Source organism: Streptomyces peucetius (assembly GCF_025854275.1).
Classification (GTDB): domain Bacteria; phylum Actinomycetota; class Actinomycetes; order Streptomycetales; family Streptomycetaceae; genus Streptomyces; species Streptomyces peucetius_A.
Map to the genome: position 1 here is coordinate 2797243 of NZ_CP107567.1, position 22093 is coordinate 2819335.

Annotated in this window: 20 protein-coding genes and 1 tRNA gene; 12 read left to right on the top strand and 9 right to left on the bottom strand. The window is 73.4% G+C overall.

Annotated features, from left to right (window positions below; genetic code table 11):
* Positions 1–103: 103 nt before the first annotated feature.
* Together OGH68_RS12745 and OGH68_RS12750 are read right to left on the bottom strand one after the other, a co-directional pair.
* Positions 104–1501, bottom strand: a complete 1398-nt coding sequence (locus tag OGH68_RS12745) for a sensor histidine kinase (RefSeq protein WP_264243550.1) — start codon at positions 1499–1501, stop codon at positions 104–106.
* A gap of 16 nt (positions 1502–1517) precedes the next feature.
* Complete coding sequence (locus OGH68_RS12750) at positions 1518–2216, bottom strand: response regulator transcription factor (RefSeq protein WP_264243552.1); 699 nt, start codon at positions 2214–2216, stop codon at positions 1518–1520.
* Between the two features lie 77 nt (positions 2217–2293).
* On the opposite strand from OGH68_RS12750, the gene OGH68_RS12755 reads away from it, so the two are divergent.
* The gene (locus OGH68_RS12755) at positions 2294–2836 is read left to right on the top strand and encodes a hypothetical protein (RefSeq protein ID WP_264243555.1); all 543 of its coding nucleotides are present in this window, start codon (positions 2294–2296) and stop codon (positions 2834–2836) included.
* 28 nt (positions 2837–2864) lie between these two features.
* Here OGH68_RS12755 and OGH68_RS12760 read toward each other — a convergent pair whose 3' ends face one another.
* Both OGH68_RS12760 and OGH68_RS12765 read right to left on the bottom strand, forming a co-directional pair.
* Positions 2865–3728: a spermidine synthase gene (locus OGH68_RS12760; RefSeq protein WP_264243557.1), complete on the bottom strand. Its 864-nt coding sequence runs from the start codon at positions 3726–3728 to the stop codon at positions 2865–2867.
* A gap of 69 nt (positions 3729–3797) precedes the next feature.
* Positions 3798–4256, bottom strand: a complete 459-nt coding sequence (locus tag OGH68_RS12765) for a hypothetical protein (RefSeq protein WP_264243560.1) — start codon at positions 4254–4256, stop codon at positions 3798–3800.
* Between the two features lie 239 nt (positions 4257–4495).
* Between OGH68_RS12765 and OGH68_RS12770 the strand changes: the two genes are divergently transcribed.
* Complete coding sequence (locus OGH68_RS12770) at positions 4496–5911, top strand: tetratricopeptide repeat protein (RefSeq protein WP_264243563.1); 1416 nt, start codon at positions 4496–4498, stop codon at positions 5909–5911.
* A gap of 160 nt (positions 5912–6071) precedes the next feature.
* Here the strand turns inward: OGH68_RS12770 and OGH68_RS12775 are convergent, their stop codons facing one another.
* Entirely contained in the window at positions 6072–6668 is a 597-nt protein-coding gene (locus OGH68_RS12775) for a histidine phosphatase family protein (protein WP_264243566.1), read from the bottom strand.
* A gap of 181 nt (positions 6669–6849) precedes the next feature.
* On the opposite strand from OGH68_RS12775, the gene OGH68_RS12780 reads away from it, so the two are divergent.
* The 7 genes from OGH68_RS12780 to OGH68_RS12810 all read left to right on the top strand — a co-directional run bounded on the left by OGH68_RS12780 (position 6850) and on the right by OGH68_RS12810 (position 13026).
* On the top strand, positions 6850–7728 hold the full coding sequence (locus OGH68_RS12780) for a phosphatase PAP2 family protein (protein ID WP_264243567.1): 879 nt from the start codon (positions 6850–6852) through the stop codon (positions 7726–7728).
* Positions 7658–8815, top strand: a complete 1158-nt coding sequence (locus OGH68_RS12785) for a hypothetical protein (RefSeq protein WP_264243570.1) — start codon at positions 7658–7660, stop codon at positions 8813–8815. The genes OGH68_RS12780 and OGH68_RS12785 overlap by 71 nt, the downstream gene beginning before the upstream one ends.
* Positions 8806–10401: a hypothetical protein gene (locus OGH68_RS12790; RefSeq protein ID WP_264243572.1), complete on the top strand. Its 1596-nt coding sequence runs from the start codon at positions 8806–8808 to the stop codon at positions 10399–10401. The genes OGH68_RS12785 and OGH68_RS12790 overlap by 10 nt, the downstream gene beginning before the upstream one ends.
* A complete protein-coding gene (locus OGH68_RS12795; RefSeq protein WP_264243573.1) occupies positions 10398–11735 on the top strand; it encodes an AAA domain-containing protein in 1338 nt (445 codons plus the stop codon). The genes OGH68_RS12790 and OGH68_RS12795 overlap by 4 nt, the downstream gene beginning before the upstream one ends.
* Positions 11736–11840: 105 nt before the next feature.
* Positions 11841–12179, top strand: coding sequence for a hypothetical protein (locus tag OGH68_RS12800; RefSeq protein WP_264243575.1), 339 nt, complete (start codon positions 11841–11843; stop codon positions 12177–12179).
* A 165-nt stretch (positions 12180–12344) separates the two neighbouring features.
* Entirely contained in the window at positions 12345–12962 is a 618-nt protein-coding gene (locus tag OGH68_RS12805) for a bifunctional DNA primase/polymerase (protein WP_264243578.1), read from the top strand.
* Positions 12953–13026 (top strand) — tRNA-Lys (locus tag OGH68_RS12810). Before OGH68_RS12805 ends, OGH68_RS12810 begins: the two co-directional genes overlap by 10 nt.
* Before the next feature lie 61 nt (positions 13027–13087).
* Here OGH68_RS12810 and OGH68_RS12815 read toward each other — a convergent pair.
* Positions 13088–14353 (bottom strand): M6 family metalloprotease domain-containing protein, encoded by a 1266-nt coding sequence (locus tag OGH68_RS12815; protein ID WP_264250054.1) that lies wholly within the window; start codon positions 14351–14353, stop codon positions 13088–13090.
* A gap of 391 nt (positions 14354–14744) precedes the next feature.
* Between OGH68_RS12815 and OGH68_RS12820 the strand changes: the two genes are divergently transcribed.
* Positions 14745–16559 carry a putative bifunctional diguanylate cyclase/phosphodiesterase gene (locus OGH68_RS12820; protein WP_264243580.1) on the top strand — a complete coding sequence of 605 codons (1815 nt, stop codon included), beginning with the start codon at positions 14745–14747 and terminating at the stop codon, positions 16557–16559.
* Between the two features lie 302 nt (positions 16560–16861).
* Here the strand turns inward: OGH68_RS12820 and OGH68_RS12825 are convergent, their stop codons facing one another.
* The 3 genes from OGH68_RS12825 to OGH68_RS12835 all read right to left on the bottom strand — a co-directional run bounded on the left by OGH68_RS12825 (position 16862) and on the right by OGH68_RS12835 (position 19669).
* Positions 16862–17965, bottom strand: a complete 1104-nt coding sequence (locus OGH68_RS12825; protein WP_264243582.1) for an LLM class flavin-dependent oxidoreductase — start codon at positions 17963–17965, stop codon at positions 16862–16864.
* Positions 17966–18068: 103 nt separating this feature from the next.
* Positions 18069–18797, bottom strand: a complete 729-nt coding sequence (locus OGH68_RS12830) for a decarboxylase (protein WP_264243584.1) — start codon at positions 18795–18797, stop codon at positions 18069–18071.
* The gene (locus OGH68_RS12835; protein WP_264243586.1) at positions 18794–19669 is read right to left on the bottom strand and encodes an aspartate/glutamate racemase family protein; all 876 of its coding nucleotides are present in this window, start codon (positions 19667–19669) and stop codon (positions 18794–18796) included. Before OGH68_RS12835 ends, OGH68_RS12830 begins: the two co-directional genes overlap by 4 nt.
* A 94-nt stretch (positions 19670–19763) precedes the next feature.
* Here OGH68_RS12835 and OGH68_RS12840 point away from each other — a divergent pair, with 94 nt between their 5' ends.
* Both OGH68_RS12840 and OGH68_RS12845 read left to right on the top strand, forming a co-directional pair.
* Entirely contained in the window at positions 19764–20726 is a 963-nt protein-coding gene (locus OGH68_RS12840; RefSeq protein WP_264243588.1) for a D-2-hydroxyacid dehydrogenase, read from the top strand.
* Positions 20707–22092 (top strand): amidase, encoded by a 1386-nt coding sequence (locus tag OGH68_RS12845; RefSeq protein ID WP_264243589.1) that lies wholly within the window; start codon positions 20707–20709, stop codon positions 22090–22092. The genes OGH68_RS12840 and OGH68_RS12845 overlap by 20 nt, the downstream gene beginning before the upstream one ends.
* Position 22093 lies beyond the last annotated feature (1 nt).

A 22093-nucleotide genomic window follows, 5' to 3' on the forward strand; every position in this document is an offset into this window, starting at 1 on the left:
AGGGACCGGAGTCGGGCTTCTTAGGGCGCGCTTAAGGGAGGCATCGGAAGCGATTAATGCTCGACGGCGAGACAGGCCGGACCGGCCCGGACGACCCGGACGGCTACCGGAGCGCTGCCTTCCGGCGGCGCTGCACCCGTCCTCGCCGCCGCCCCCGCCGGTCACCGGCGGCCGCTTCGCGCGGGTCGAGCCCGATCCAGATCCGCACCTCGGTGCCGCCGAGCACCGAGCTGCCGATCCGTACGTCGCCGCCCGTGGACTCCGCGACCCGGCGCACGATGTCCAGGCCGAGTCCCGTCGAGCCCTCCCTGGCACCGCTGTTGCCGCGGGCCATCGCGGCGGCCGGGTCGGCGATGCCGGGGCCCGCGTCCGAGACCAGGACGATGACCGCGTCGTCGCCGTTGTGCACGTCCACGGAGAACGCCGTGCCCTCGGGGGTGTGCCGGAAGACGTTGCCGAGCAGCGCGTCGAGCGCGGCGGCCAGTTCGGGGCGGGCGACGGGGATGCGTACGGGCCGGTCCACTCCGGCGAGCCGGACCTTGCGGCCCTCGTCCTCCGCGAGCGCCGACCAGAATCCCATCCGTTCGCGGACCACCTCGGAGACGTCGCAGCCCGCGCCGGGCCCGGCCGCCGCGGTCTGCGGCTTGGCCTCGCGGGCGGTGCGGATGATGGTGTCGACCTCGCGCTCCAGCTGGGCGACGGCCTCCCGGGTCTGTTCGGCGGCGGCACTCTCCCCCAGTGACGCCGCGTTCAGCCGCAGCACGGTCAGCGGGGTGCGCAGCCGGTGCGAGAGGTCGGCGGCCAACTCGCGCTCGTTGGCGAGGAGCTGGACCACCTGGTCCGCCATCGAGTTGAACGCGACGGCCGCGGAGCGCAGTTCGGGCGGGCCCTCCTCCGGGACGCGCGCCCCGAGCCTGCCCTCCCCCAGGTCGTGCGCGGCGCCCGCGAGCCGCTGCGCCGGCTGCACCATCCGTACGCCCAGCCGGTCGGCGACCGCGACGGAGCCGACGATCAGCGCGACGCCGACGCCCGCGAGGACGAGCCAGGCGGTGTCGACGCCGTTGGAGACCTCGTCCTCCGGTACGTAGATCTCGACGACGGCGATCTGGCCGGTGCCGATCGCCGTCGGCTGGAGCAGGACGGAGCCGCCGGACACCTCGGCGATCGAGGCGCGGCCGATCCGTTCGACGGTCGCCAGGTCCTTCTTCGCCGCCCGCCGCTTGCCGATCTCCAGCGGCAGGCTGCCCGGTTCGCCGGACGCCGGGATGTGGACGGCCATGCGGCCGACCGCACCGGCGGGTGTGGACTCCACGGCCCGCTCCAGCGGGCGGCGTTCGGTGGTCACGGTCAGGGTGGGGCCGATGGTCGCCGCCTGCCGTTCGGCGTTGGAGAAGGCGCGGTCGCGGGCCATCTCCTTGATGACGATCCCCAGCGGCAGCGCGAAGGCGAGTACGACCATCACCGTGACGGCCAGGGAGACCTTGACGAGCGCCCATCTCATGGCCGGTGTCCTTCTCTCACGGCCGGTGTCCGGTCGGCGGCTCGAGCTTCACTCCGACTCCCCGGAGCGTGTGCAGGTAGCGCGGCCGTGCCGCCGTCTCGCCGAGCTTGCGGCGCAGCCAGCTCAGATGGACGTCGATGGTCTGGTCGTCGCCGTAGCTCTGCTGCCAGACCTCGGCCAGCAGTTCCTTGCGGGGTACGACGACTCCGGGCCGGCCGGCGAGGAAGGCCAGCAGGTCGAACTCCCGGCGCGTGAGATCCAGTCGGTCCCCGTCCAGCTCGGCCTGGCGGCGCAGCGGGTCGATGGACAGTCCGCCGACCTGGATCACGCGGGAGGGCGGCGCCTCGCCCGCCGCCCGGGAGCGGCGCAGCACGGCCGCCATCCTGGCCGACAGGTGCTCGACGGAGAACGGCTTGGTCAGATAGTCGTCGGCGCCGTCGTTGAGGAGCCGTACGATCTCCGCCTCGTCGTCCCGCGCGGTCGCGATGATCACGGGCACGTCGGTGATGCCGCGGAGCATCTTCAGGGCCTCCGCGCCGTCCAGATCGGGCAGTCCGAGGTCCAGAACGACCACGTCGAACCGGATGTGGGCCACCTCGCGCAGCGCCTCGAGGGCCGTGCCGACGCTCCGTACCGTGTGGGAGGCCTCGGTCAAGTGCCTGATGAGGGCGGAGCGCACGAACTGGTCGTCCTCGACCACGAGCACACTTGCCATGGGCGGCACCGTACGCCATCCGGGGGACGCGGGTCCGCCCCTCCCGTCCGGGACAACGCGGGGGCGGGTGGTGCACTATGGCCCGGATGCATCGAGGACTCGTACATGCCCTGGCGTGGTCGCTGTCCACCGGCGCGGCGGTGACGCTGTCGTGGTGGGGCGTCCACACGGTCATGGCCGGAACCGCGTACGACCGGCCGCGCGCACTGCCCATCACCGCTCAGACCTCGACGGACCGGGCCGTGGAGCCGCAGGCGTCCTCGACGGCCCGTCCGCCGGCCCGGTCCCAGTCCCCGTCCCCGTCGCCGAGCAGCCGCCCTGCGAACACACCGCCGGCCTCACCCACGAAGACCGCTCCTCCCGGGGAATCCCCCGCGGCGCCGTCTCCGCCGGAGTCCGGGAACGTGAAGGGCTACAACGTCAAGGGCGGCCGGGTGGTCTTCGACATCGGCGACAGCTCGGCGGAGCTGGTCTCCGCGACTCCCGCGGCGGACTGGCAGATGCAGGTGTGGAAGCAGCCGACGTGGATCCGGGTCACGTTCACGCAGGACGGGCACGAGGTGTCGGTGTTCTGCACGTGGAACGGGCATCCGCCGATGGTCCAGTTCGACGAGCGCTGAAGCGGTCGGGTGCCCAAGCGCCGCCGTGTCAGCGGAAGACGGCCGGCGGCGGTACCGGCGACGGCTTGGCGCTCGCGTCCGAGACGGGCCCCGCCCCGCCCGTGAAGTCGGCCAGCGCCCGCCCGTGTTCGACGCGGCCGGCGAACGGGTCGCCGGCGACCCGGCGGGTGAACTCGGCGACCGGGAGCGCGGTGTCCGACGCCAGCAGCACGGCGTTGCCGAAGCGGCGGCCGCGCAGCACGGTCGGGTCGGCGGCGAGCGCGAGCTCCGGGAAGACGGCGGCGACCGTGGCGATCTGGGCCCGCAGATGCGTGAGCGGCGGCCCGTCGGCGATGTTGGCGGCGTAGCAGCCGCCGGGCTTCATCGCCCTGCGCACCTCTGCGAGGAACTCGGTGCTGGTCAGATGCGCCGGGGTGCGCGCACCGCTGAACACGTCCGCGATCACCAGGTCCGCCCAGCCGTCCGGCACCTTCGCCAGTCCGGCCCGCGCGTCGAGCGACCGCACCCGTATCCGCGCGCCGGGGTCCAGGGGGAGCCGTTCCCGTACGAGTTGGACGAGGGCCGCGTCGAGTTCGACGACCTGCTGGGTGGAGCGGGGGCGGGTGGCGGCGACGTACCGGGCGAGAGTGAAGGCACCGCCGCCGAGGTGCACGACGTGCAGCGGCCGTCCCGCGGGGGCGGCCAGATCCACCGCGTGGCCGAGCCTGCGCTGGTACTCGAAGGACAGGTGGGCCGGGTCGTCGAGATCCACGTGCGACTGCGGGGCGCCGTCGATGAGCAGCGTCCATCCGCGCGGGCGTTCCCGGTCGGGTATCAGCTCCGCGAGCCCGCCGTCCACGGCCGCGACGACGGCCTCGGTGCCACCGCCCCCACGCCGCCTGTTCTTCGCCACGCGTCCATTATCGCCCTGCTCCCGGGGCCCCGCGTCCGCGCGGTCGGGAGCACGGCCGTCACGGCTGCGTCAGCGGCAGTTGTCCGCCGCCTCGATCAGGCGGGCCGCCTCGCCGAGCGCCTCGCGCAGGACCGCCGGGTCGGTGACCGCACCGGCGTCGTCACCGGGCGGCAGCAGCCAGCCGGAGCCGGTGACCGGCGACTCCGGCGGAATGCGCAGGCCGCGGCCCGACGTCTGTGTGCACGCGCTGCCGGGCATGTCCCAGGCGTCGGCGGTGCCCGGCGGAACGAGGAAGCCGAGGGTGTCGCACGCCCCGTCGTGGAGCACCGGGCCGACGGCGGGGGCAGCGGCACGGCGCAGGATGTCGACCGCCTCGAGCCCCTGCCGGGCGGGGACGGTCACCAGGTCGCAGGGCCCCGCGGCCCCTGCGGGGCCCGCCCTCCCCACCACGCCGGGAGCGGGCGGTGCGCTGCTGTCCGGGCTGGGCAGGTGCCCGGCCGTGGTCGAGGGCGTCGCACTGGTCTCCATGCCGACCTCCAACAAGGGGATCCCCTCCTCGCTCGAGTGGAGACACGTGACGCGCCTCCGTACGGTTCAACGCCCGTGCGCGTCAACGGCTACGGCGGCACGCCGCCGCAATGGATGGCAGTTCATGGCAGATCGTCGGCGAGATGTCCTATTTGTTGTCAAAGCCGGTGTGAGCGAGCTCTCACAGCAGGTACGTTCTTGCCCGCCGGAATCCGGCCGCACCAAGAGAGGGCTCGGCCATGGCGTCGTCGTCGAAGGCATCACGGGCAGGCGTTCCCCCCGTACCCAACCTGGCTTTCCGCCGGCTGCGGGGGCACCGCTCGCCCGGCGAGTTCGCGACGGCCGTACGCCGGGCCGCCCGCGAGATCGGTGAGCAGGTGTCCTGCGACGCCCGCTACATCGGCCGGGTCGAGTCCGGCGAGATCCGCTGCCCGAACTACGCGTACGAGCGGGTGTTCCTGCACATGTTCCCCGGCCTCGCGCTGACGGACCTGGGCTTCACGGCCCGGGAACAGGTGCGCGGGCGGGGGGCGCGGAACCGGGCGGGCTCCGGACCCGACCGGCCGACGGGCGGACCGGGAGACCCGGCCGGCCCGAACCACCATCCCTGCTGCCCCTTCCCCATGGGCAGCGGCGCAGACAGCGACGAGGAGAGCGACGTGCTGCGTCGCGCATTCATGACGAGCGGCTCCGCCACGGTGGCGGCCGCGTCCCTGGGACTCGGTCCCGGGTCCGTGCCCGGCCGGCCACGGGTCGGCGAGAGCGAGGTCCGTGCCGTCGAGGAGGCCGTGCGCCGTATCCGGCTCCTCGACGACCGGCACGGCGCCGACGGTCTCTACCGGCAGGCGGCGAAGCCGCTGCGGGCCGCCTACGCGCTGCTCGACGCGGGCACCACGGCCCGCAGATCGACGGAGGAACGGCTGCACACGGGCGCCGGCGAACTCGCCATCTCGGTGGGCTGGCTCGCCCACGACTCCGGCCGGTTCGAGGACGCCCGCTCCCACTACGCCGAGGCGCTGGCGACCGCGCGCGTGGCCGGCGACCCGGGCCTGGAGGCCCATGCGTTCTGCAACACGTCGTTCCTGGCCAGGGACGCGGGCCGGCCAAGGGAGGCCGTACGCACCGCGCAGGCCGGCCAGCGGGCGGCCCGGCAGGTGGCCTCGCCGCGCCTGCTGTCCCTGCTCGCGCTCCGGGAGGCGGGCGGCTGGGCGGGGCTCGGCGACCGGGCGAGCTGCGAGCAGTCGCTGGCACGGGCGCACGCGTACTTCGCGCGGGGCGCGTCGGGGGCGGACCCGGAGTGGATGTCGTTCTTCGCCGAACCCGAACTGGAGGCCCTCCAGGCCCAGTGCTGGTCGGCACTGGGCGAGTGGTCCCGCGCGGCCCGCCACGCGGAACGCGCGGCGACGCTCCAGGACCGGCGTTTCACACGCAACCTCGCGCTCTACCGGGCCGAACTGGCCGCGGACCTGGCACGGGCCGGCGCGCCCGACGAGGCGGCGGTGGCGGGCGAGCAGGTGCTCGACCTGCTGGGCGAGGTCCGGTCGTCACGGATCGAGTCGATGCTGGCGGACACGGCGAAGGTCCTGCTGCCGCACAGCCGGACGCCTGCGGTGGCGTCCTTCCTCCACCGCCGCACGACGCCCCACCCCGCGTGACGCGTCACGCCCCCGAACCGGCACCGCGCGAAGCGCGGTACAGGTCCTGGAGGTCCCCCCACGCCGCCAGGCGTAGGGGGAGGAGCCCGGTTCGGCAAGGGGCGGGTAGGGGAACTGCCCGCCGCAGGCGCCACGCACCCGCACCGCGCCCGCGCCGGCGTCACCCCTCCTGATGCCCCGTGTCGTTCCAGCGCTCGATCGCCGGCTCCCCGTACGCCCACCCCAGCACCGACAGGCTCGTCGGATCGAGCCGGATGCGCGCCCCGAAGGAGACGTCCTCGCCCAGCCAGCGCGCGCCGAGCGAGCGCAGGATGTGGCCGTGGGCGAAGACGAGCACGTCGCGGTCGGCGGAGCGGGCCCACTCGACGACCTCGTCCACGCGGGCCGAGACGTCCGCGAGGCTCTCGCCCCCGGGCACGCCGTCGCGCCACAGCAGCCAGCCGGGCCGGATCGCATGGATCTCGGTCGGGGTCATGCCCTCGTACGCCCCGTAGTCCCATTCCATCAGCGCGTCCCAGGGCCGCGCCCGTTCCCCGAAGCCGGCGAGCTCGCAGGTCTCGCTCGCCCGGACCAGCGGGCTGGTGCGGACCTCGACGCCGTCGAGCCCCGACCACGGCGCGCGGTGCAGCCGCTCACCCAGCAGCTTCGCGCCGCGCCGGCCCTCTTCGAGCAGGGGGATGTCCGTCCTGCCGGTGTGTTTGCCGAGCAGTGACCATTCGGTCTGGCCGTGCCGGGCGAGCAGGATCCGCGGTGCCATGGGTGGCTCTCCTGAAGTTCACGATCGGATGTCGTTCCATCATCCCGCACGTGAATCACAGGCAACCTCCGGGACGATCGCGGCGTCCCCTTTCAGGTACGCGTGATCGCGCCCGCAGGTCGTCGCCGCCGCCGACGAGCCGGACGCGGACCGAGCCCCGGACCGAGACGGAGACCGACGGATGCCGCAGACCGCACCTCGCCACCGGCCCCGCTGGTGGACCGAGCTGCTGCTGATCGCCGTCGTCTACGCCGCGTACTCGGGCGGCCGGCTCCTCGCGCGCGGCGACGTCTCGACGGCGGTCGGCCACGGCCTCGCGATACTCCGGGCCGAGAAGGCACTCCTGCTCAACGCGGAACATCCGCTGAACCGTCTCTTCACCGATGTCCCCGCCCTCGGCATACCGGCCGACTTCGTCTACGCCTCCCTGCACTACCTGGTCACCCCGGCCGTGCTGGTGTGGCTCTTCCGCCGCCGCCCGGTCCACTACCGCGCGGCCCGCACCTGGCTGATGGTCTCCACTCTCCTCGGACTGGTGGGCTTCACGCTGATGCCGACCTGTCCGCCACGGCTCCTGGACGCCGGTCACGGCTTCGTCGACACGATGGCGCAGTACAGCTCGTACGGCTGGTGGGGCACGGAGGCGAGCGCGCCGCGCGGCCTCGGCGGGATGACGAACCAGTACGCGGCGATGCCGAGCCTGCACGTCGGCTGGGCCCTGTGGTGCGGTGTGATGCTGTGGCGGCACGGCCGTACACCGCTGCTGCGGGCGCTCGCCGTCGCCTACCCGCTACTCACCACGGTCGTGGTCATGGGTACCGCGAACCACTACTTCCTCGACGCGGTCGCCGGCGCGGCCGTCATGGGTGCCGGCGCGCTGCTGACCGGGCCCGCGACGCGGCTCGCCGACCTGGTGCGCGGCCGGTTCGGGTTCGCCGTGACCGCCTCGGCATCCACCGTTGTCGGTGGCGGATGCGAGACTTCCGCGGGTGAGCGAATCCCTGGGCAGCGGACCCCCTCCGCAGGCGCCGACGACAGCACTCCGGCAGCGGCTCGCTGAGCTGCGCGGTCCTGCCGCGCAGCCCCATCCGCTCGATGCCCGCGCCCTGGCGGCACTCGCCGCCAACCCGGGGTGCGAGCGCCGCGCGCTGCTGGACGGCGCCGGGGTGGACAAGGCGGCGCTGGCCTCGGCGCTCGGTTCGCCGGGGACGTTCGGGCAGTCGCAGTTCGCGTTCGTGCGGGGCAACGCCTTCGAGGCGAAGGTCAAGGCGGACGGCGGCAAGGAACTGCTGCGTCTGCTCGGCCTGGACGACCCGGCCGGTGCACTGGTGCCGGACCTGGCGGCCGCCGGGCCCGAGGGCCGCGCGGCGCGTACGACGCTGGCGCTGCGCGAAGCGACGGCGGCCGGGGCGTGGACGCTGCTCGACCATCCGCTGCTAGCCCTGGACGTGGCGGGCTCCCCCGCGTATCTGGAGCCGGACGCGGTGGTCGTGGGCCCCGACGGCCGGTGGACGGTCGTGGAGATCAAGTCGTTCCCGATGATCGACGCGTCGGCGGACGCGTCGAAGGTCGGCGCCGCCGCCCGCCAGGCCGCGGTGTACGTCCTGGCCCTGGAGCGGGTCGCCGCCGTCACGGACGACGCGCGGGTCGCGCACAGCATCCTGCTGGTCTGCCCCAAGGACTTCTCCAACCTGCCGACCGCGTCCGTCGTGGACGTGCGCAAGCAGCTCTCCGTGACCCGCCGTCAGCTGGCCAGGCTGACCCGCGTCGAGGACATCGCGGCCGCGCTGCCCGAGGGGGTCACCTTCGACCTCGAGGCGTGCTCGGCCGACGAGCTGACGGCCGCGGTCGAGTCGGTCCCGCACGCGTACGCACCCGAGTGCCTGGCCGCCTGCGAGCTGGCGTTCCACTGCCGCGACCGGGCCCGGCAGGCCGGTGCGGTGGAAACGCTGGGCCGGTCGGTCCGCGGGGAGCTGGGCGGGCTGACGACGGTGGGCGGCGTGCTGGCGGCCGCGCGCGGCGAGGCGGGCGACCCGGCCGATCCGGCGGTGGCCGCGCTCCGGCGGGCCGCGGCGCTGCGGGCGGAGGCGCTCGCGGAGGCGCCGGCGGCCAGGGCCGGGGCGCAGGAGGCGGGCGTATGTCGCTGATCGCCACGCTCGCCCGGCTGGAGGCCGTCGAGACGGGCCGCGCCCAGCCGCTGGCGACGGTCCGCCACCGGCGCGTGTCCGAGCGCCCGATGGTGTTCGTGCCGCTGACCACCGCGGGCGAGGCCGGAGCGCCGCTCGGGGCACTGGTGGGGACGGACTCCCGGGAGCCGCGGCTGCTGGTCGTGGCGCAGCCGCGCGACCGTGACCTGCGTTCGGCGTTCCTCGCCGAGCTGGCCGACGTGGTCCTGCCGTATCTGGACGCGTTCGGGGACGACGTCGAGCTCGTCGAGCGCAAGGAGACCGACGCGGAGACCGGGAAGAAGGTCACCGTCGAGGCCGAACTGTGCGCGGACGCTCCGCAGCTGGTCGTGCCGAGCCGCGCGGGCGTGGAGTTCGTCCGGCTGCTGGGCCGCTCGATGCGGTTCAGGCGCACGGCCGAGCAGGACCCTGACACCCCGTATCCGGCGCCGCCGCGGGTTCCGCTGCTGGGCCGCTGGCTGACCCACTACGGCGAGCGCGCCCGCGTTCCCGGCGCCTCGCTGCTGCTCGCCGCGACAGACCTGCTGAACCGCCACTGGGCGACCGGCCAGTCCTCGCTGGAGGACCAGCATCTGGGCGCGCTGCTCGCCTGGATCGACGTACCCGAGGGCGGGACCGGTGCCGAGGCGGCGCTGCGGGCCGAGCTGGGCCGCGACCGGGAAGGCCTGCTGCTCTGCCCGCCGGCGGGACCCGCGACCGATCCCGTCTTCGACAACCGGCGGCTCGCGCCCGCGATGGAGCGCTACGACCGGGCCCGGCAGCTGCTGGCGGCGGCCGAGGACGGGGAGAGCGCCGACGAGCGGCTGGGCGAACTGCACCGTGCGGAACGGGAGGTCCGACGGCTGGTCGCGGACCAGATGCGGCCCACCTGGCACGCGGTGTGGCGGGCCCTCGATCTCGTACGGGAGCTTCCGGAGGGCTCCCGTGTCGAGGACCGCTGGACCCGCGACCGCTGGTCGTTCACCGCCCACCGGGACCGGGTCCGCGCCGGCGAACCGCCGCAGCCGCGGCGCGACGACGCCGTGACGTCGGCGCAGAAGCTCGCCGCCCGGGAGACCGCGCAGGCGCAGCTGGAGGCGCAGGAGGCACTGGACGATCCGCTGGTGCTGGCGGGCCGCCGCCTGGCGGGCGAGGCGTTCGTGTCCGAGGTGATCGACGTGGAGATGGCCTGGTCCGAGTCGAAGCGGCCGAGCCCCCGCCCGCTGCTGACCGTGCGCACGGACGACCGGCCGCACTTCGGTGAGGGTGAGAGGGTCAAGGTGTACCGCTCGCTGGACGGCAAGCCGCAGACGGCCGAGTTCGTACGGTACGAGGAGGACGGGACGCTGGTGCTGCGGGTCACCGACCGGATGGGTCGCGCCAAGGTCCCGGCGGAGGGCTCCGTGCCGGTCAAGGGCGACCGGATCGCCTGGACCCTGTTCGAGCACGACCAGCGGGGCGGGCCGAAGCTGCCGGACCCGGAGGAGACACCGTGGACGCACGGCGGGCCCCCGCGGTCCGACACCGCCGAGATCCCCGACCTCGTCACCCCGGAGGACCTGCTGTGACGTCCGACCCCGGTGCCCAGGCCGCCACCGCGACCGCCGACATCCTGCACGACACGCTCCACGGCACCGCCAGGGGCGTCGTCGTCGACTCGCCGCCGGGCGCGGGGAAGTCCACCCTCGTCGTGCGGGCCGCGCTCGAACTGGCCGCCGCCGGACGCCCGTTGATGGTCGTCGCGCAGACCAACGCCCAGGTCGACGACCTCGTGCTCCGGCTCGCGGAGAAGGAGCCCGAGCTCCCCGTCGGCCGCCTGCACTCGAACGACTCCGACCCGTACGACAAGGCCCTCGACGCCCTGGACAACGTCCGCAAGTCGGCGAAGGCCGCCGACCTCGCCGGTCTGGACGTCGTCATCTCCACGGCCGCCAAGTGGGCGCATGTGCAGGGCGTCGAGCCCTGGCGGCACGCCATTGTCGACGAGGCGTACCAGATGCGCTCCGACGCGCTGCTCGCCGTCGCCGGGCTGTTCGAACGAGCCCTGTTCGTCGGCGACCCGGGGCAGCTCGACCCGTTCTCGATCGTCGGCTCCGAGCAGTGGGCGGGGCTGTCCTACGACCCGTCGGCCAGCGCGGTCTCCACCCTGCTGGCGCACAACCCGGACCTGCCGCAGCACCGGCTGCCCGTGTCCTGGCGGCTGCCGGCCTCGGCGGCGCCGCTGGTGTCCGACGCGTTCTACCCGTACACGCCCTTCCGGAGCGGCACGGAGGCCGGCGACCGGCGGCTGGCCTTCGGTGTGCCGTCGGACGGGTCGGGGCCGGACCGGGTCCTCGACGAGGCCGCCGAGTCGGGTTGGGGGCTGCTGGAGCTGCCCGCGCGTCACACTCCGCGTACCGACCCGGAGGCGGTGCGGGCCGTGGCGACGGTCGTGCGGCGGCTGCTGGACCGCGGGGGCGCCGCGATGTCCGAGCGGTCCGCGGAGCCGGTGCCGCTCACCGCCGGCCGGATCGCCGTCGGCACGGCCCACCGCGACCAGGCGGCGGCGGTGCGCGCCGCGCTGGCGGAGCTGGGGGTCGCCGGGGTCACGGTCGACACGGCCAACCGCCTCCAGGGCCGGGAGTACGACGTGACCGTCGTGCTCCACCCGCTGTCGGGGCGGCCGGACGCGACGGCGTTCCACCTGGAGACCGGCCGCCTGTGCGTCCTCGCCTCCCGCCACCGGCACGCGTGCATCGTGGTGTGCCGGGAAGGCGTGGAGGACCTGCTGGACGAGCACCCGTCCACGGAGCCGGTGCAGCTGGGCGTGACCGTGAAATTTCCCGACGGCTGGGAGGCGAACCACGCGGTACTCGCACACCTGGGCGAGCACCGCGTCCGCTACGAGCCGGGGACGGCCTGAGGCAGGGACGGCCTGAGCCAGGGACGGCCTGAGGCGGTCTTGCGCGGGGCAGGACAATGGAGGGCGGTCCGGCCCACGGACCGTGACGCGAGGAGGAGTACGGACATGGCGGAACCGGAGCGGACGACCGAGCGCAGGGTGCGGCCTGCCCCGCTGCTCTTCGAGCCGTCGGAGGCCGCCGCCGACCCCGAGCACTTCTTCGACCTGGAGTCCATGGAGGACCCCCGCGAGCTGCTGGACCGGGCTACGGAACTGGCGCTGGCCTTCCGGGCCGCGACGGACCGCGCGGTCGAGTTCCAGGCCGTCGCCGCGGCCCAGCTCGCCGATCCCCGCCGCTTCGACCGTCTGACGCCGGCGGACATCGGGGACCGGGCGGGTTGGACCGAGGACTACGCCCGCAAGATGATCGACTTCGGCAGGGACCTGCTGCGCGGGGTCCACTGACCGCTGCGGGCGCCCGGGGCCGGCCGTCGCGGCCGGGAGGCGGGCACGCCGAGGTCATATGCCATTCGAAGATGGCGGGCGAAAGATACCCCTCTCCACCCCGCCCTGTCCCCGTTTCCGCGAACCGAGTGAAATTGCAGTGTCACCCGCGGTAAGCATGGATGCATGACCGCATGGCTGCGAGATCCGTCCCTCCTGACGTACGCCGTCCCCGACGGCCAGGACCACGTGGCGGCCCGGGTGACGCCCCCCGGCGCCGGCTGGCTCGCCTCCGCGGAGGCGTATCCGCGCTCGGCGCTCGCGCAGTGGGAGAAGCGCGCGACCGCCCCTGCCGTGCTGCCGTGCGGCTCCGCGTTCGACGTGGTGAACGTGCCCGCGATCTTCGGTCGGCGGATGCTCGACCGACTGTGGGCCGAGGGCCCCGGTTCGGGGCCCGTCTCGATGCACCGGGGCCGGATGATGCTGTTCGCCGTGCCCGGCACGGCCCAGCGGCTGCCGTCGCTGCTCGACTGGGAGGAGTGGGGCGACGCCGTGCCGCCGCTGCTCTGCCACGGCACGGGCGACGCGGTGACCGTACCGCCCCTGACCTCCACGGACGACTCCTCCGAGCCGCGCTGGCTGGTCGCTCCCGACACCCGCCGGCCGTGGCTCCCGGGCCCCGAGGTCCTGCTGTGGGCGTGTGTGCGGGCGGTGCGCGCGAAGGCCGCCGGGGAGGCGCGCTTATCGATTTTTCCTCCCGCCGATCAGGGTGCTAATGTCTACGACGTCAGCAGGCGCCGCTAGCTCAGTTGGTTAGAGCAGCTGACTCTTAATCAGCGGGTCCGGGGTTCGAGTCCCTGGCGGCGCACAGACGGAAGAAGGCCCCTCGCGCAAGCGGGGGGCCTTCTTCGTGTCCGGCCGGGCGCCGTCTAGACCGTCGTGATCTTCACCGTCCACGACCCGGTCTGCGTGCGCTCCGCGACCTCCACACGCACCCGCCCTCCCGGCGGCCCCGGCATGGTGAAGGTCTCACCGGCCCGCAGCGGCGCGTCCGCGAGCGGCGGGTAGACCGAGTCCTCCAGGCAGGCTTCCGTCTCCGGGTGCGTGTCGACGACCTCGATGGGACCGCCGCCGGACGCCGTCTCGCCCTCCACGCGGTAGAGCAGGACGCCCTCGGTGCAGGTGTAGGCGTCGTTGCCGGTGGCGCCGCGGGCCTCGATCGCGAGCGCGCTGTGCGGCCCGGTCCGTACCACCGCCAGCCGGGTGCCGACGCTGCCGCCGCGCACGGGCGCGGCGGCGACGGGCTCGAGGGTCACCGGGTCGCCGCCGGGCCGGGAGTTGACGCACCGCACCTCGGGCCGGCCCAGCCAGCCCAGCTTCCACTTGTGCCAGCCGAACAGGTCCGGGGCGAGACCGAACTGGCTGCCCATGACGTCCCAGTCCCCCACATGGGTGTCCCAGTCGCCGTGGCCGTCCACCGGCCGGTGGTAGAGGTCCGGCAGGTCGAAGACATGGCCGGTCTCGTGGGCGAGGACGTTGCGGTCCGGCGGGTGGCGTTCGAAGACGGTGACGACCCGCCGGATGTCGGTGCCGTCGGCGCGCAGCGGCCGGTCGAAGTTGACGACCTTGGTCGCGTCGGAGTCGACGCCCGGCGCGTCGGGGTCCGCGACCAGGTAGACGATGTCGTACTCGGAGAAGTCGACCCGGACGTCGGCCACGGCGATCGCGTCCCGCAGGTACGCGGCCCGCTGCTCCGGCTCCCAGTCGCGCTGTATCCCGTAGGCGACGGAGGGCTTCGGCATCGGCAGCCATTCGGCCAGCGGGTGGGCGTGGAGGGCGAAGGTGCCGTAGGACGCACGCCGGAAGAAGTCGCTGGTGGCGGGGAAGTGGTCGGCCGCGAGCTCCTGGGGCCGGTTCAGCGGTACGAAGTCCGGGAACGACAGGAAGATCATGACCGCGTCGAGGTCGGTGACGGGCCGGGTGTATGCCGCGTTCCAGGTGTCGAGGCCGAGTGAGTGGTGCGCGACCGTCCGGGGCAGCGCGCACGGGCCGCCCATCGTGTCGGCCACCGCGGGGCCCGTCACGAGGGAGGTCGCCGTGAAGGCCATGAGAGAAGTGAGCGCGGCCGCGGCATTGCGCAGACGCACTCTTTCCACTCTCCCGGGTGTTCCCTCGGGCGACTGCTGACCCTCCACGTGGACCTCCGGCGGCGGAATACGGGATGCGTCACCCACCCTGTGATGTTTTCTGGTGGTACGCCCTGTTCCGGTGCCCCACTCGGGTGACCGACCTGACACCGACCCGAGGCCGTGCCGAGACACGACGACACTCCGATGGCTCACGGAAAGTCACAAGTGGTCAGCGGTCGGCAGACCCCGCTCCCGACCCGCGCAGAAACGATCGACTGCTCCCTCTGGAGGCTCTGTCGCATGATGGTCACGCTGGAACGGCCGGCTCCGCTGGCTCTATGATCGGCACACTTTCCCCGAGTTCTTGCTGGATTTCTTCGTCGAATGCCTGGGCGGGCCATCCCCCGACCACATTTGTACGACCCTGTACGACACAACTGCACTGCGGGAGTGAGCGGTGAGCGGAACCTCCGAAGGACAAGGGCCCGCGGGCGTCGCAGTCCCCGGAAGCATCCGACCCACGGTCACTGAGCGTCACACCTTCGGCCGGAACTCCACCGAACTGCGCGACTACCGTGCCGCCTTCAACGCGGCAGAGCTGGCCATGGCCGTCGTCGACCCCGAGGGTGTGGTGATCAGCGCCAACGAAGCGCTCGCCTCGCTGCTCGGCACCCGCAGCGACGAACTGCGCGAGCAGCACGCGGCCGACCTCATCGACCTCGCCTCCGACGCCCGCACCTGGCACGCCTACCGCGAGGCGCTGCGCGGCCGCCGCTCACGGTTCCGCTGCACACGCCGGCTCAAGCACCCGGACGGGCGCGCCCTGTGGGCCGAGGTCACCGTCGCGCCGGTGCCCGACAGCGGCACCGTGCTCCTGTCGGTCGCGGACATCAGCGACCGCCGCGAACTGCGGGCCCGGCTGCGGCACCTCCAGATGCACGACCCGGTGACCCGGCTGCCCAACCGGACGCTGTTCTTCGAGCGGCTGACCGCCGCGCTCGAGTCGTCCCCGTACGACCAGGGCTCCACCGGCCGGATCGGCCTGTGCTACCTGGATCTCGACGGGTTCAAGGCCGTCAACGACACTCTCGGACACCGGGTCGGCGACCGGCTGCTGGCCGCCGTCGCCACCCGGCTGGCCGAGTGCGCGGACGCGAGCGGCGGCCACCTGGTCGCCAGGCTCGGGGGCGACGAGTTCGCGATCCTCGTCGAGGACTCCACCGGCACCGAGCAGGTCGCCGACCTCGCCCGGTCCGTGCTGGCCGCGCTCCAGGAGCCCTTCGACCTGGCGGGTCAGCGGCTCTCCGTCTCCGCGTCGATCGGTGTGGTCGAGCGCGCCGTGACCGGCACGAGCGCCACCGGGCTGATGCAGGCCGCGGACACGACGCTGTACTGGGCGAAGGAGGACGGCAAGTCCCGCTGGACCCTCTTCGACCCGGAGCGCAACGCGCACCGCATGACCCGGCAGGCGCTTTCCTCGATGCTGAGGCCCGCCGTGGAACGCGGCGAGTTCACGCTCGAGTACCAGCCCCTGGTGGGTATGGCGGACGGGCTGACGCGGGGCGTGGAGGCGCTGGTGCGCTGGAACCACCCGCAGTTCGGCACGCTCACGCCGAATCAGTTCGTCGCCATCGCCGAGGAGGACGGCTCCATCGTGCAGCTCGGGCGGTGGGTGCTGCGTACGGCGTGCCGCCAGGCGAGGCAGTGGCAGCTCGACCACCCCGGCGTCCCGCCGCTGTTCGTCAGCGTCAACGTCGCCGTGCGGCAGGTCTGGGACTCCGACCTGGTCGCGGACGTCGCCGACATCCTGGCCGAGACGGGCCTGGCCCCGCATCTGCTGCAACTGGAACTGACCGAGTCGGCGGTGATGGGCTCCGCCGGACGCCCGCTGCAGGCGCTGCAGGCGCTCAGCGACATGGGCGTGCACATCGCCATCGACGACTTCGGGACGGGCTACTCGAATCTGGCGTACCTGAGCCGGCTGCCGGTATCCGTACTCAAGCTCGACGGAACGTTTGTCCGCGGCTTCCAGGACGAGGCCCCGGCCAACGCGGCCGACGAGACGATCGTCCAGGCACTGGTGGAACTGGCCCACCGGCTGGGCCTCACGGTCACCGCGGAGTGCGTGGAGACCTCCGGCCAGGCGACGCGGCTGCGGCGGATCGGCTGCGACACGGGGCAGGGCTGGCTGTACTCCCGCGCGGTGGGCCCCGACCGGATCGCGGAAATGCTCGGCACGGGGCGCGGGGCGCGCGCGGGTGCGTCGGGCTGACGGAGGGCCGCGGGTACGTGACCGCTGCGCATCCCCCGACCCGCCCCTTCCCGAAACCGGGCTCCGCCCGGACCCGGTACCGCGCTCCGACGCGGTGGTTTCGGGGGCTCCGCCCCCGGCCCCCGCGCCTCAAACGCCGGCGAGGCTGCAGTGCAGCCCGGCCGGCGCTTGAGGCCACCGCGCGAAGCGCGGTACGGGGCCCGGGGCTTGCCCCGCCACGCGGCGGAGCCGCACATTGGCCTCAGCGGGAAGGGGCGCGGAGAGGGCAGGCCCGCCGCAGGCGACACGCGCCCCGAGCCCGGTCAGCCCGGCAACCCGTACGCGTCGGCGATCAGCTCGTAGCTGCGCAGCCTCGCCTCCCCGCCGTGCGCGTTCGCCGTGATCATCAGCTCGTCCGCACCCGTGCGCTTCTGGAGGTCGTCCAGGCCGGCCCGGACCGTCCCCGGTGTCCCGTGCACGATGTTCGCCAGCCAGCTGTCGACGAACTCGCGTTCCATCGGGCTGAAGTCGTACGCCTCCGCCTCCTCCGGCGTCGGGACGAGCCCGGGCCGGCCGGTGCGCAGCCGGAGCATGGACAGGGCGCCGGTGAGGACCTGACGCCGGGCCTCGCGCTCCTCGTCGGCCGCGAGGGCGGCGACGCCGATCAGGGCGTACGGGGCGTCGAGCACCGCGGACGGCCGGAAGGACTCGCGGTAGAGGTCCAGCGCCGGGATCGTGTTCTGCGCCGAGAAGTGGTGCGCGAAGGCGAACGGCAGGCCGAGCGTGCCCGCGAGCCGCGCGCTGAAGCCGGAGGAGCCGAGCAGCCAGACCGGCGGGCGCGCCGGGGACTGGACGCCGCCGGGCGAGGTGGCCTGCACCGGGCCGGGGACGGCGTGGATCCGGGCGTAGGGGTGCCCGTCCGGGAAGTCGTCGTCGAGGAAGCGAGTGAGTTCGGCGAGCTGCTGCGGGAAGTCGTCGGCGCCCTCGTTGAGTTTGTCGGTGCGCCGGAGTGCCGCCGCCGTCGCTCCGTCGGTGCCGGGCGCCCGGCCGAGGCCGAGGTCGACGCGCCCCGGGGCGAGCGCCTCCAGCGTGCCGAACTGCTCGGCGATGACGAGCGGCGCGTGGTTGGGCAGCATCACGCCGCCCGAGCCGAGGCGGATGCGCTCGGTGTGGGCGGCGAGGTGGGCGAGGATCACCGCGGGCGACGAGGAGGCGACACCGGGCATGGAGTGGTGCTCGGCGACCCAGTGCCGGTGGTAGCCGCGGCGTTCCGCGAGGCGGGCGATGTCGACGCTGGTGCGCAGTGCGTCGGTGGCGGTGCGTCCGCTGCCGACGGTGACGAGGTCGAGCACGGAAAGTGGTACGGGGGCGGTCCCGGCCGCCGCACCCCGGATCTCGTCCACTGCGTCCTGTGCGTCTGCGTTCACCGCGGGGCCTCCTGCGTCTGCTGTTCGTATCCGGAGCGTGCGAGTCGTGCGCGTCGCGTCAGTCGCACGACTCGCTCGCCGGACAACAGGAGGGACTCTCCGGTTATTCCTCGTACTCCGGACGGGCGAAGAGCGCGCCCAGTTTGTCCCCCCAGGCGCGGCGGTCGGCGAGCCGCAGACCTTCCCACACGGTCACCTGGTTGGCGGTGACGACCGGCTTGCCCAGCGCGGACTCCAGATCGGCCAGGTGCGCCGCGGTGTGCAGGGCGGTGTCCGGCATCAGCACCACGTCGGCGTTCGGATGGTCGGCAGAGCGCGCCAGTTCGAGAACCTCCTCGCGGCCCCAGGTGCCGACCTCCTCCGCGGTCAGGATGCCGGCGTCCCGGCCGGAGACGACCACGGCGCCGGACTTCTCGAGGAAGGCGGCGAAGTGCTCGGTGACGTCGGCGGGATAGGTCGCGGCGATCGCGACCTTCGGCGTACCGAGGTGCCGCACGGCGTGCACGAAGCCGATCGAGGTGCTGGACGCCGGCATCCCCGCCACCCTGGCGAGTTCGCGGACCTGCTCGTGGGCGCCTTCCCACCCGAAGACGAAGCTTCCGCTGGTGCACGCCCACACGACCGACTCGGCACCCTCCAGGCGCAGCGCCTCGACACCGGCGGCCAGCCGCTCGGGCGAACCGATCTTCAGCAGCGCGTCGACGCGGTGCGCGTCCTCGCCGATGTCGGTGTGGATGACGGCCAGCCGGATGTCGCTGTCGAGCAGTACTTCGAGTCGTGGGTAGTCGTCCTCCGCGGAGTGTCCCGGGTAGAGAAGTCCGACCGTCGTCATGTCCAGCCTTCCTGTTCTTCGGGCCGTGTCTCCGGCTGCGCTTCGGGCAGCGTCCCCGCGAGCGTCTCCGGCTGTGCTTCGGGCAGCGTCGCCGCCAGGGCCTCCGGCTGCGGTCCGGGCAGCGTGCCCGCCAGCGCCTCCGGCTCCATCAGGAGTGCCTGGTACGGACCGATGGCGCGGACGCCGAGGGTGCGCAGCGCGGCCCACATCGTCACCTGGTTGGCGGACAGCACCGGCATCCTCAGTTCCGCCTCCAGCTGCGGGATCGCGTCGTACGTCGGCAGGTTGGTACAGCTGATGAACAGCGCGTCGGCCGCGCCGACCACCGCCTGTCGCGCCATGTCGACCACCGCCCGGTAAGGGACTTTCCAGATGTGCCGGGTCAGTCCCAGAAAGGCGCGGCCCGTCACCGTCACCCCAGCTTCTCCCAGATACTCCTCCAGTGAGCTGGTGACCGACTCCGTATAGGGCGTGAGCAGGGCGATGCGGCCGGCACCCAGCTCCTCCAGCGCCTGGAGCAGCGCCCCCGAGGTGGTGAGGGAGGGCACTTCACCCGCGGTGTTCATCACCTCGCACATGGCGCGTTCCCCGGCGATGCCGCCGACAAAACTGCCCGAGGCGCAGGCATAGGCGATGACCTCGGGCTCTGACGCCCCCAGCGCGCGTACGGCCTCGCGCAGCGTCTCGTGCTCGCTCACCAGACGGGCCAGGTCGAGGGAGACCCCGACCGGCACAAAAGGGGTTCGGGTGAGCCGCAGCGAGACGTCGTCGGGCACCCAGCGCCACAGCTCGCGGTCCAGGGCGAAGTCGAACGGGGCCACCACACCGACGCCATGCTGCGGCTGTGGTCCACCGAGAAAGGAGACGTCCATGCTGGCCCCCTTGGTGTCTTGTTGACGACGGTAGGTTGGGGTGCGAGCGTGGTCAATCCGTACATGTCAGACGTCAGGAAGCGATTTCCGACCGATGTCCGAACCGACACTTCTCGTACTGACCGCGGACCCCCCTCCGCGGCTCGGCCGGCTGGCCGGACAGGTCCGTGTGGCTTACGCGGACGAGGACACGCTCGCCGACCAACTGCCGTCCGCGGACGCCCTGTTGGTGTGGGACTTCACCTCGGACGCGGTCCGCCGCGCCTGGCCGGGCGAGGGCTCGCGGCCGCGCTGGGTGCACACCCCGAGTGCCGGCGTGGACCGGTTGCTCTGTCCGGAACTGGCCGAATCCGACACCGTCGTGACCAACGCCCGCGGCATCTTCGAGGCGCCGATCGCCGAGTACGTGGCGGCGCTGGTCCTGGCCATGGCCAAGGATCTGCCCGGCACCCTCGAGCTGCAGCGCCAGCGGCGCTGGCGCCACCGGGAAGGACTGGCGGTCGCCGGGACACGGGCCGTGGTGGTCGGCGCCGGGCCCATCGGCCGTACGGTCGCCCGCACGCTCAGGGCACTGGGGGTGCGGACCGCGGTCGTCGGCCGGACACCGCGCGACGGCATCCACGGCACACGCGACCTCGATCCGCTGCTGGCGCGCGCCGACTGGGTGGTCTGCGCGGCGCCGCTCACCGACGACACACGGGGCATGTTCGACGCGCGGCGCTTCGACCTGATGCAGCCCTCCGCGCGCTTCGTCAACGTCGGCCGCGGCCCGCTCGTCGTCGAGAAGGACCTGGCCGCCGCACTCGACAAGCGGTGGATCGCCGGCGCGGCCCTCGACGTGTTCGAGCACGAGCCGCTCGCCCCCGACAGTCCGCTGTGGGACGTGCCCGGCCTGATCGTCTCGCCGCACATGAGCGGCGACACCGTCGGCTGGCGCGACCGGCTGGGTGAGCAGTTCGTCGAGATGTACGAACTGTGGTCGGCCGGAAAGCCCCTGCCGAACGTGGTGGACAAGAAACGTGGGTACGTCCCCATGCATGACGACTCGCCTGACTGACCTCACCGCACGTCAACTTCTGGCCGGCTACGAGAGGGCCGACTTCTCCCCCGTCGAGGCGACCCGCGCGGCGCTGGAACGGATCGAGGCCGTCGAACCACAGGTCAACGCCTTCGTCCGGGTCGACGCGGAGCAGGCCCTGGCCCAGGCGGAGGCGTCGGCGCGGCGATGGCACAGGGGTGAACCGGAGGGGCTGCTCGACGGGGTGCCCGTCACGGTGAAGGACCTGCTGCTCCAGCGGGGCGGCCCGACCCTGCGGGGCTCCAGGACGATCCGGGAGGACGGCCCCTGGGAGGAGGACGCCCCGTCGGTGGCCCGGCTGCGGGCGCACAACGCGGTGTTCCTCGGCAAGACGACTACACCCGAATTCGGCTGGAAGGGCGTCACCGACTCGCCACGGCACGGCGTGACCCGCAACCCTCACGACCCGTCGCGCACGGCGGGCGGCTCCAGCGGCGGGAGTGCGGTGGCCGTCGCCCTGGGCGCGGGCGCGCTGTCGCTCGGGACGGACGGCGGGGGCTCGGTGCGCATCCCCGCCTCCTTCTGCGGGATCTTCGGCATGAAGCCGACGTACGGGCGGGTGCCGATGTACCCGTCGAGCCCGTTCGGGACGCTGGCGCACGTCGGGCCGATGACACGGGACGCGGCGGACGCGGCGCTGATGCTCGACGTGATCAGCGGCGACGACTGGCGGGACTGGTCGCACCTCGGTCCCGCGCAGGTTGTCCGGGCCGGCCTGGCCGAAGGCGTGAAGGGCCTGCGGATCGCGTACTCGCCCACGCTCGGTGGCCAGGTCGCGGTGGCACCGGCGGTCGCCACGGCGGTCCGGCGGGCGGTCGGCGCTCTGGCGGAGGCCGGGGCGTACATCGAGGAGGCCGACCCCGACTTCAGCGACCCGGTCGAGGCCTTCCACACCCTGTGGTTCAGCGGCGCCGCCCGGGTGGTCGAGCACCTCGGCGCGGACCAGCGCGAGCTGCTCGATCCCGGGCTGCGGGAGATCGTCGAGGCGGGGGCGCGGTACAGCGCGCTGGACTATCTGGCGGCGGTGGACACGCGGATGGCGCTGGGCCGGCGGATGGGACGCTTCCACACGTCGTACGACCTGCTGGTCACGCCGACGCTGCCGATCACCGCGTTCGAGGCGGGCACCGAGGTCCCGCCGCGTTCGCCGCACCACCGCTGGACCGGGTGGACCCCGTTCACCTACCCCTTCAATCTGACGCAGCAGCCGGCGGCGACCGTGCCGTGCGGTGTGGACGGGGCGGGCCTGCCGATCGGCGTGCAGCTGGTGGGAGCGCGGCACGCGGACGGGGTGGTGCTGCGGGGGGCGGAGGCGCTGTACGAGGCGGGGGTGGCGACAGGGTAGC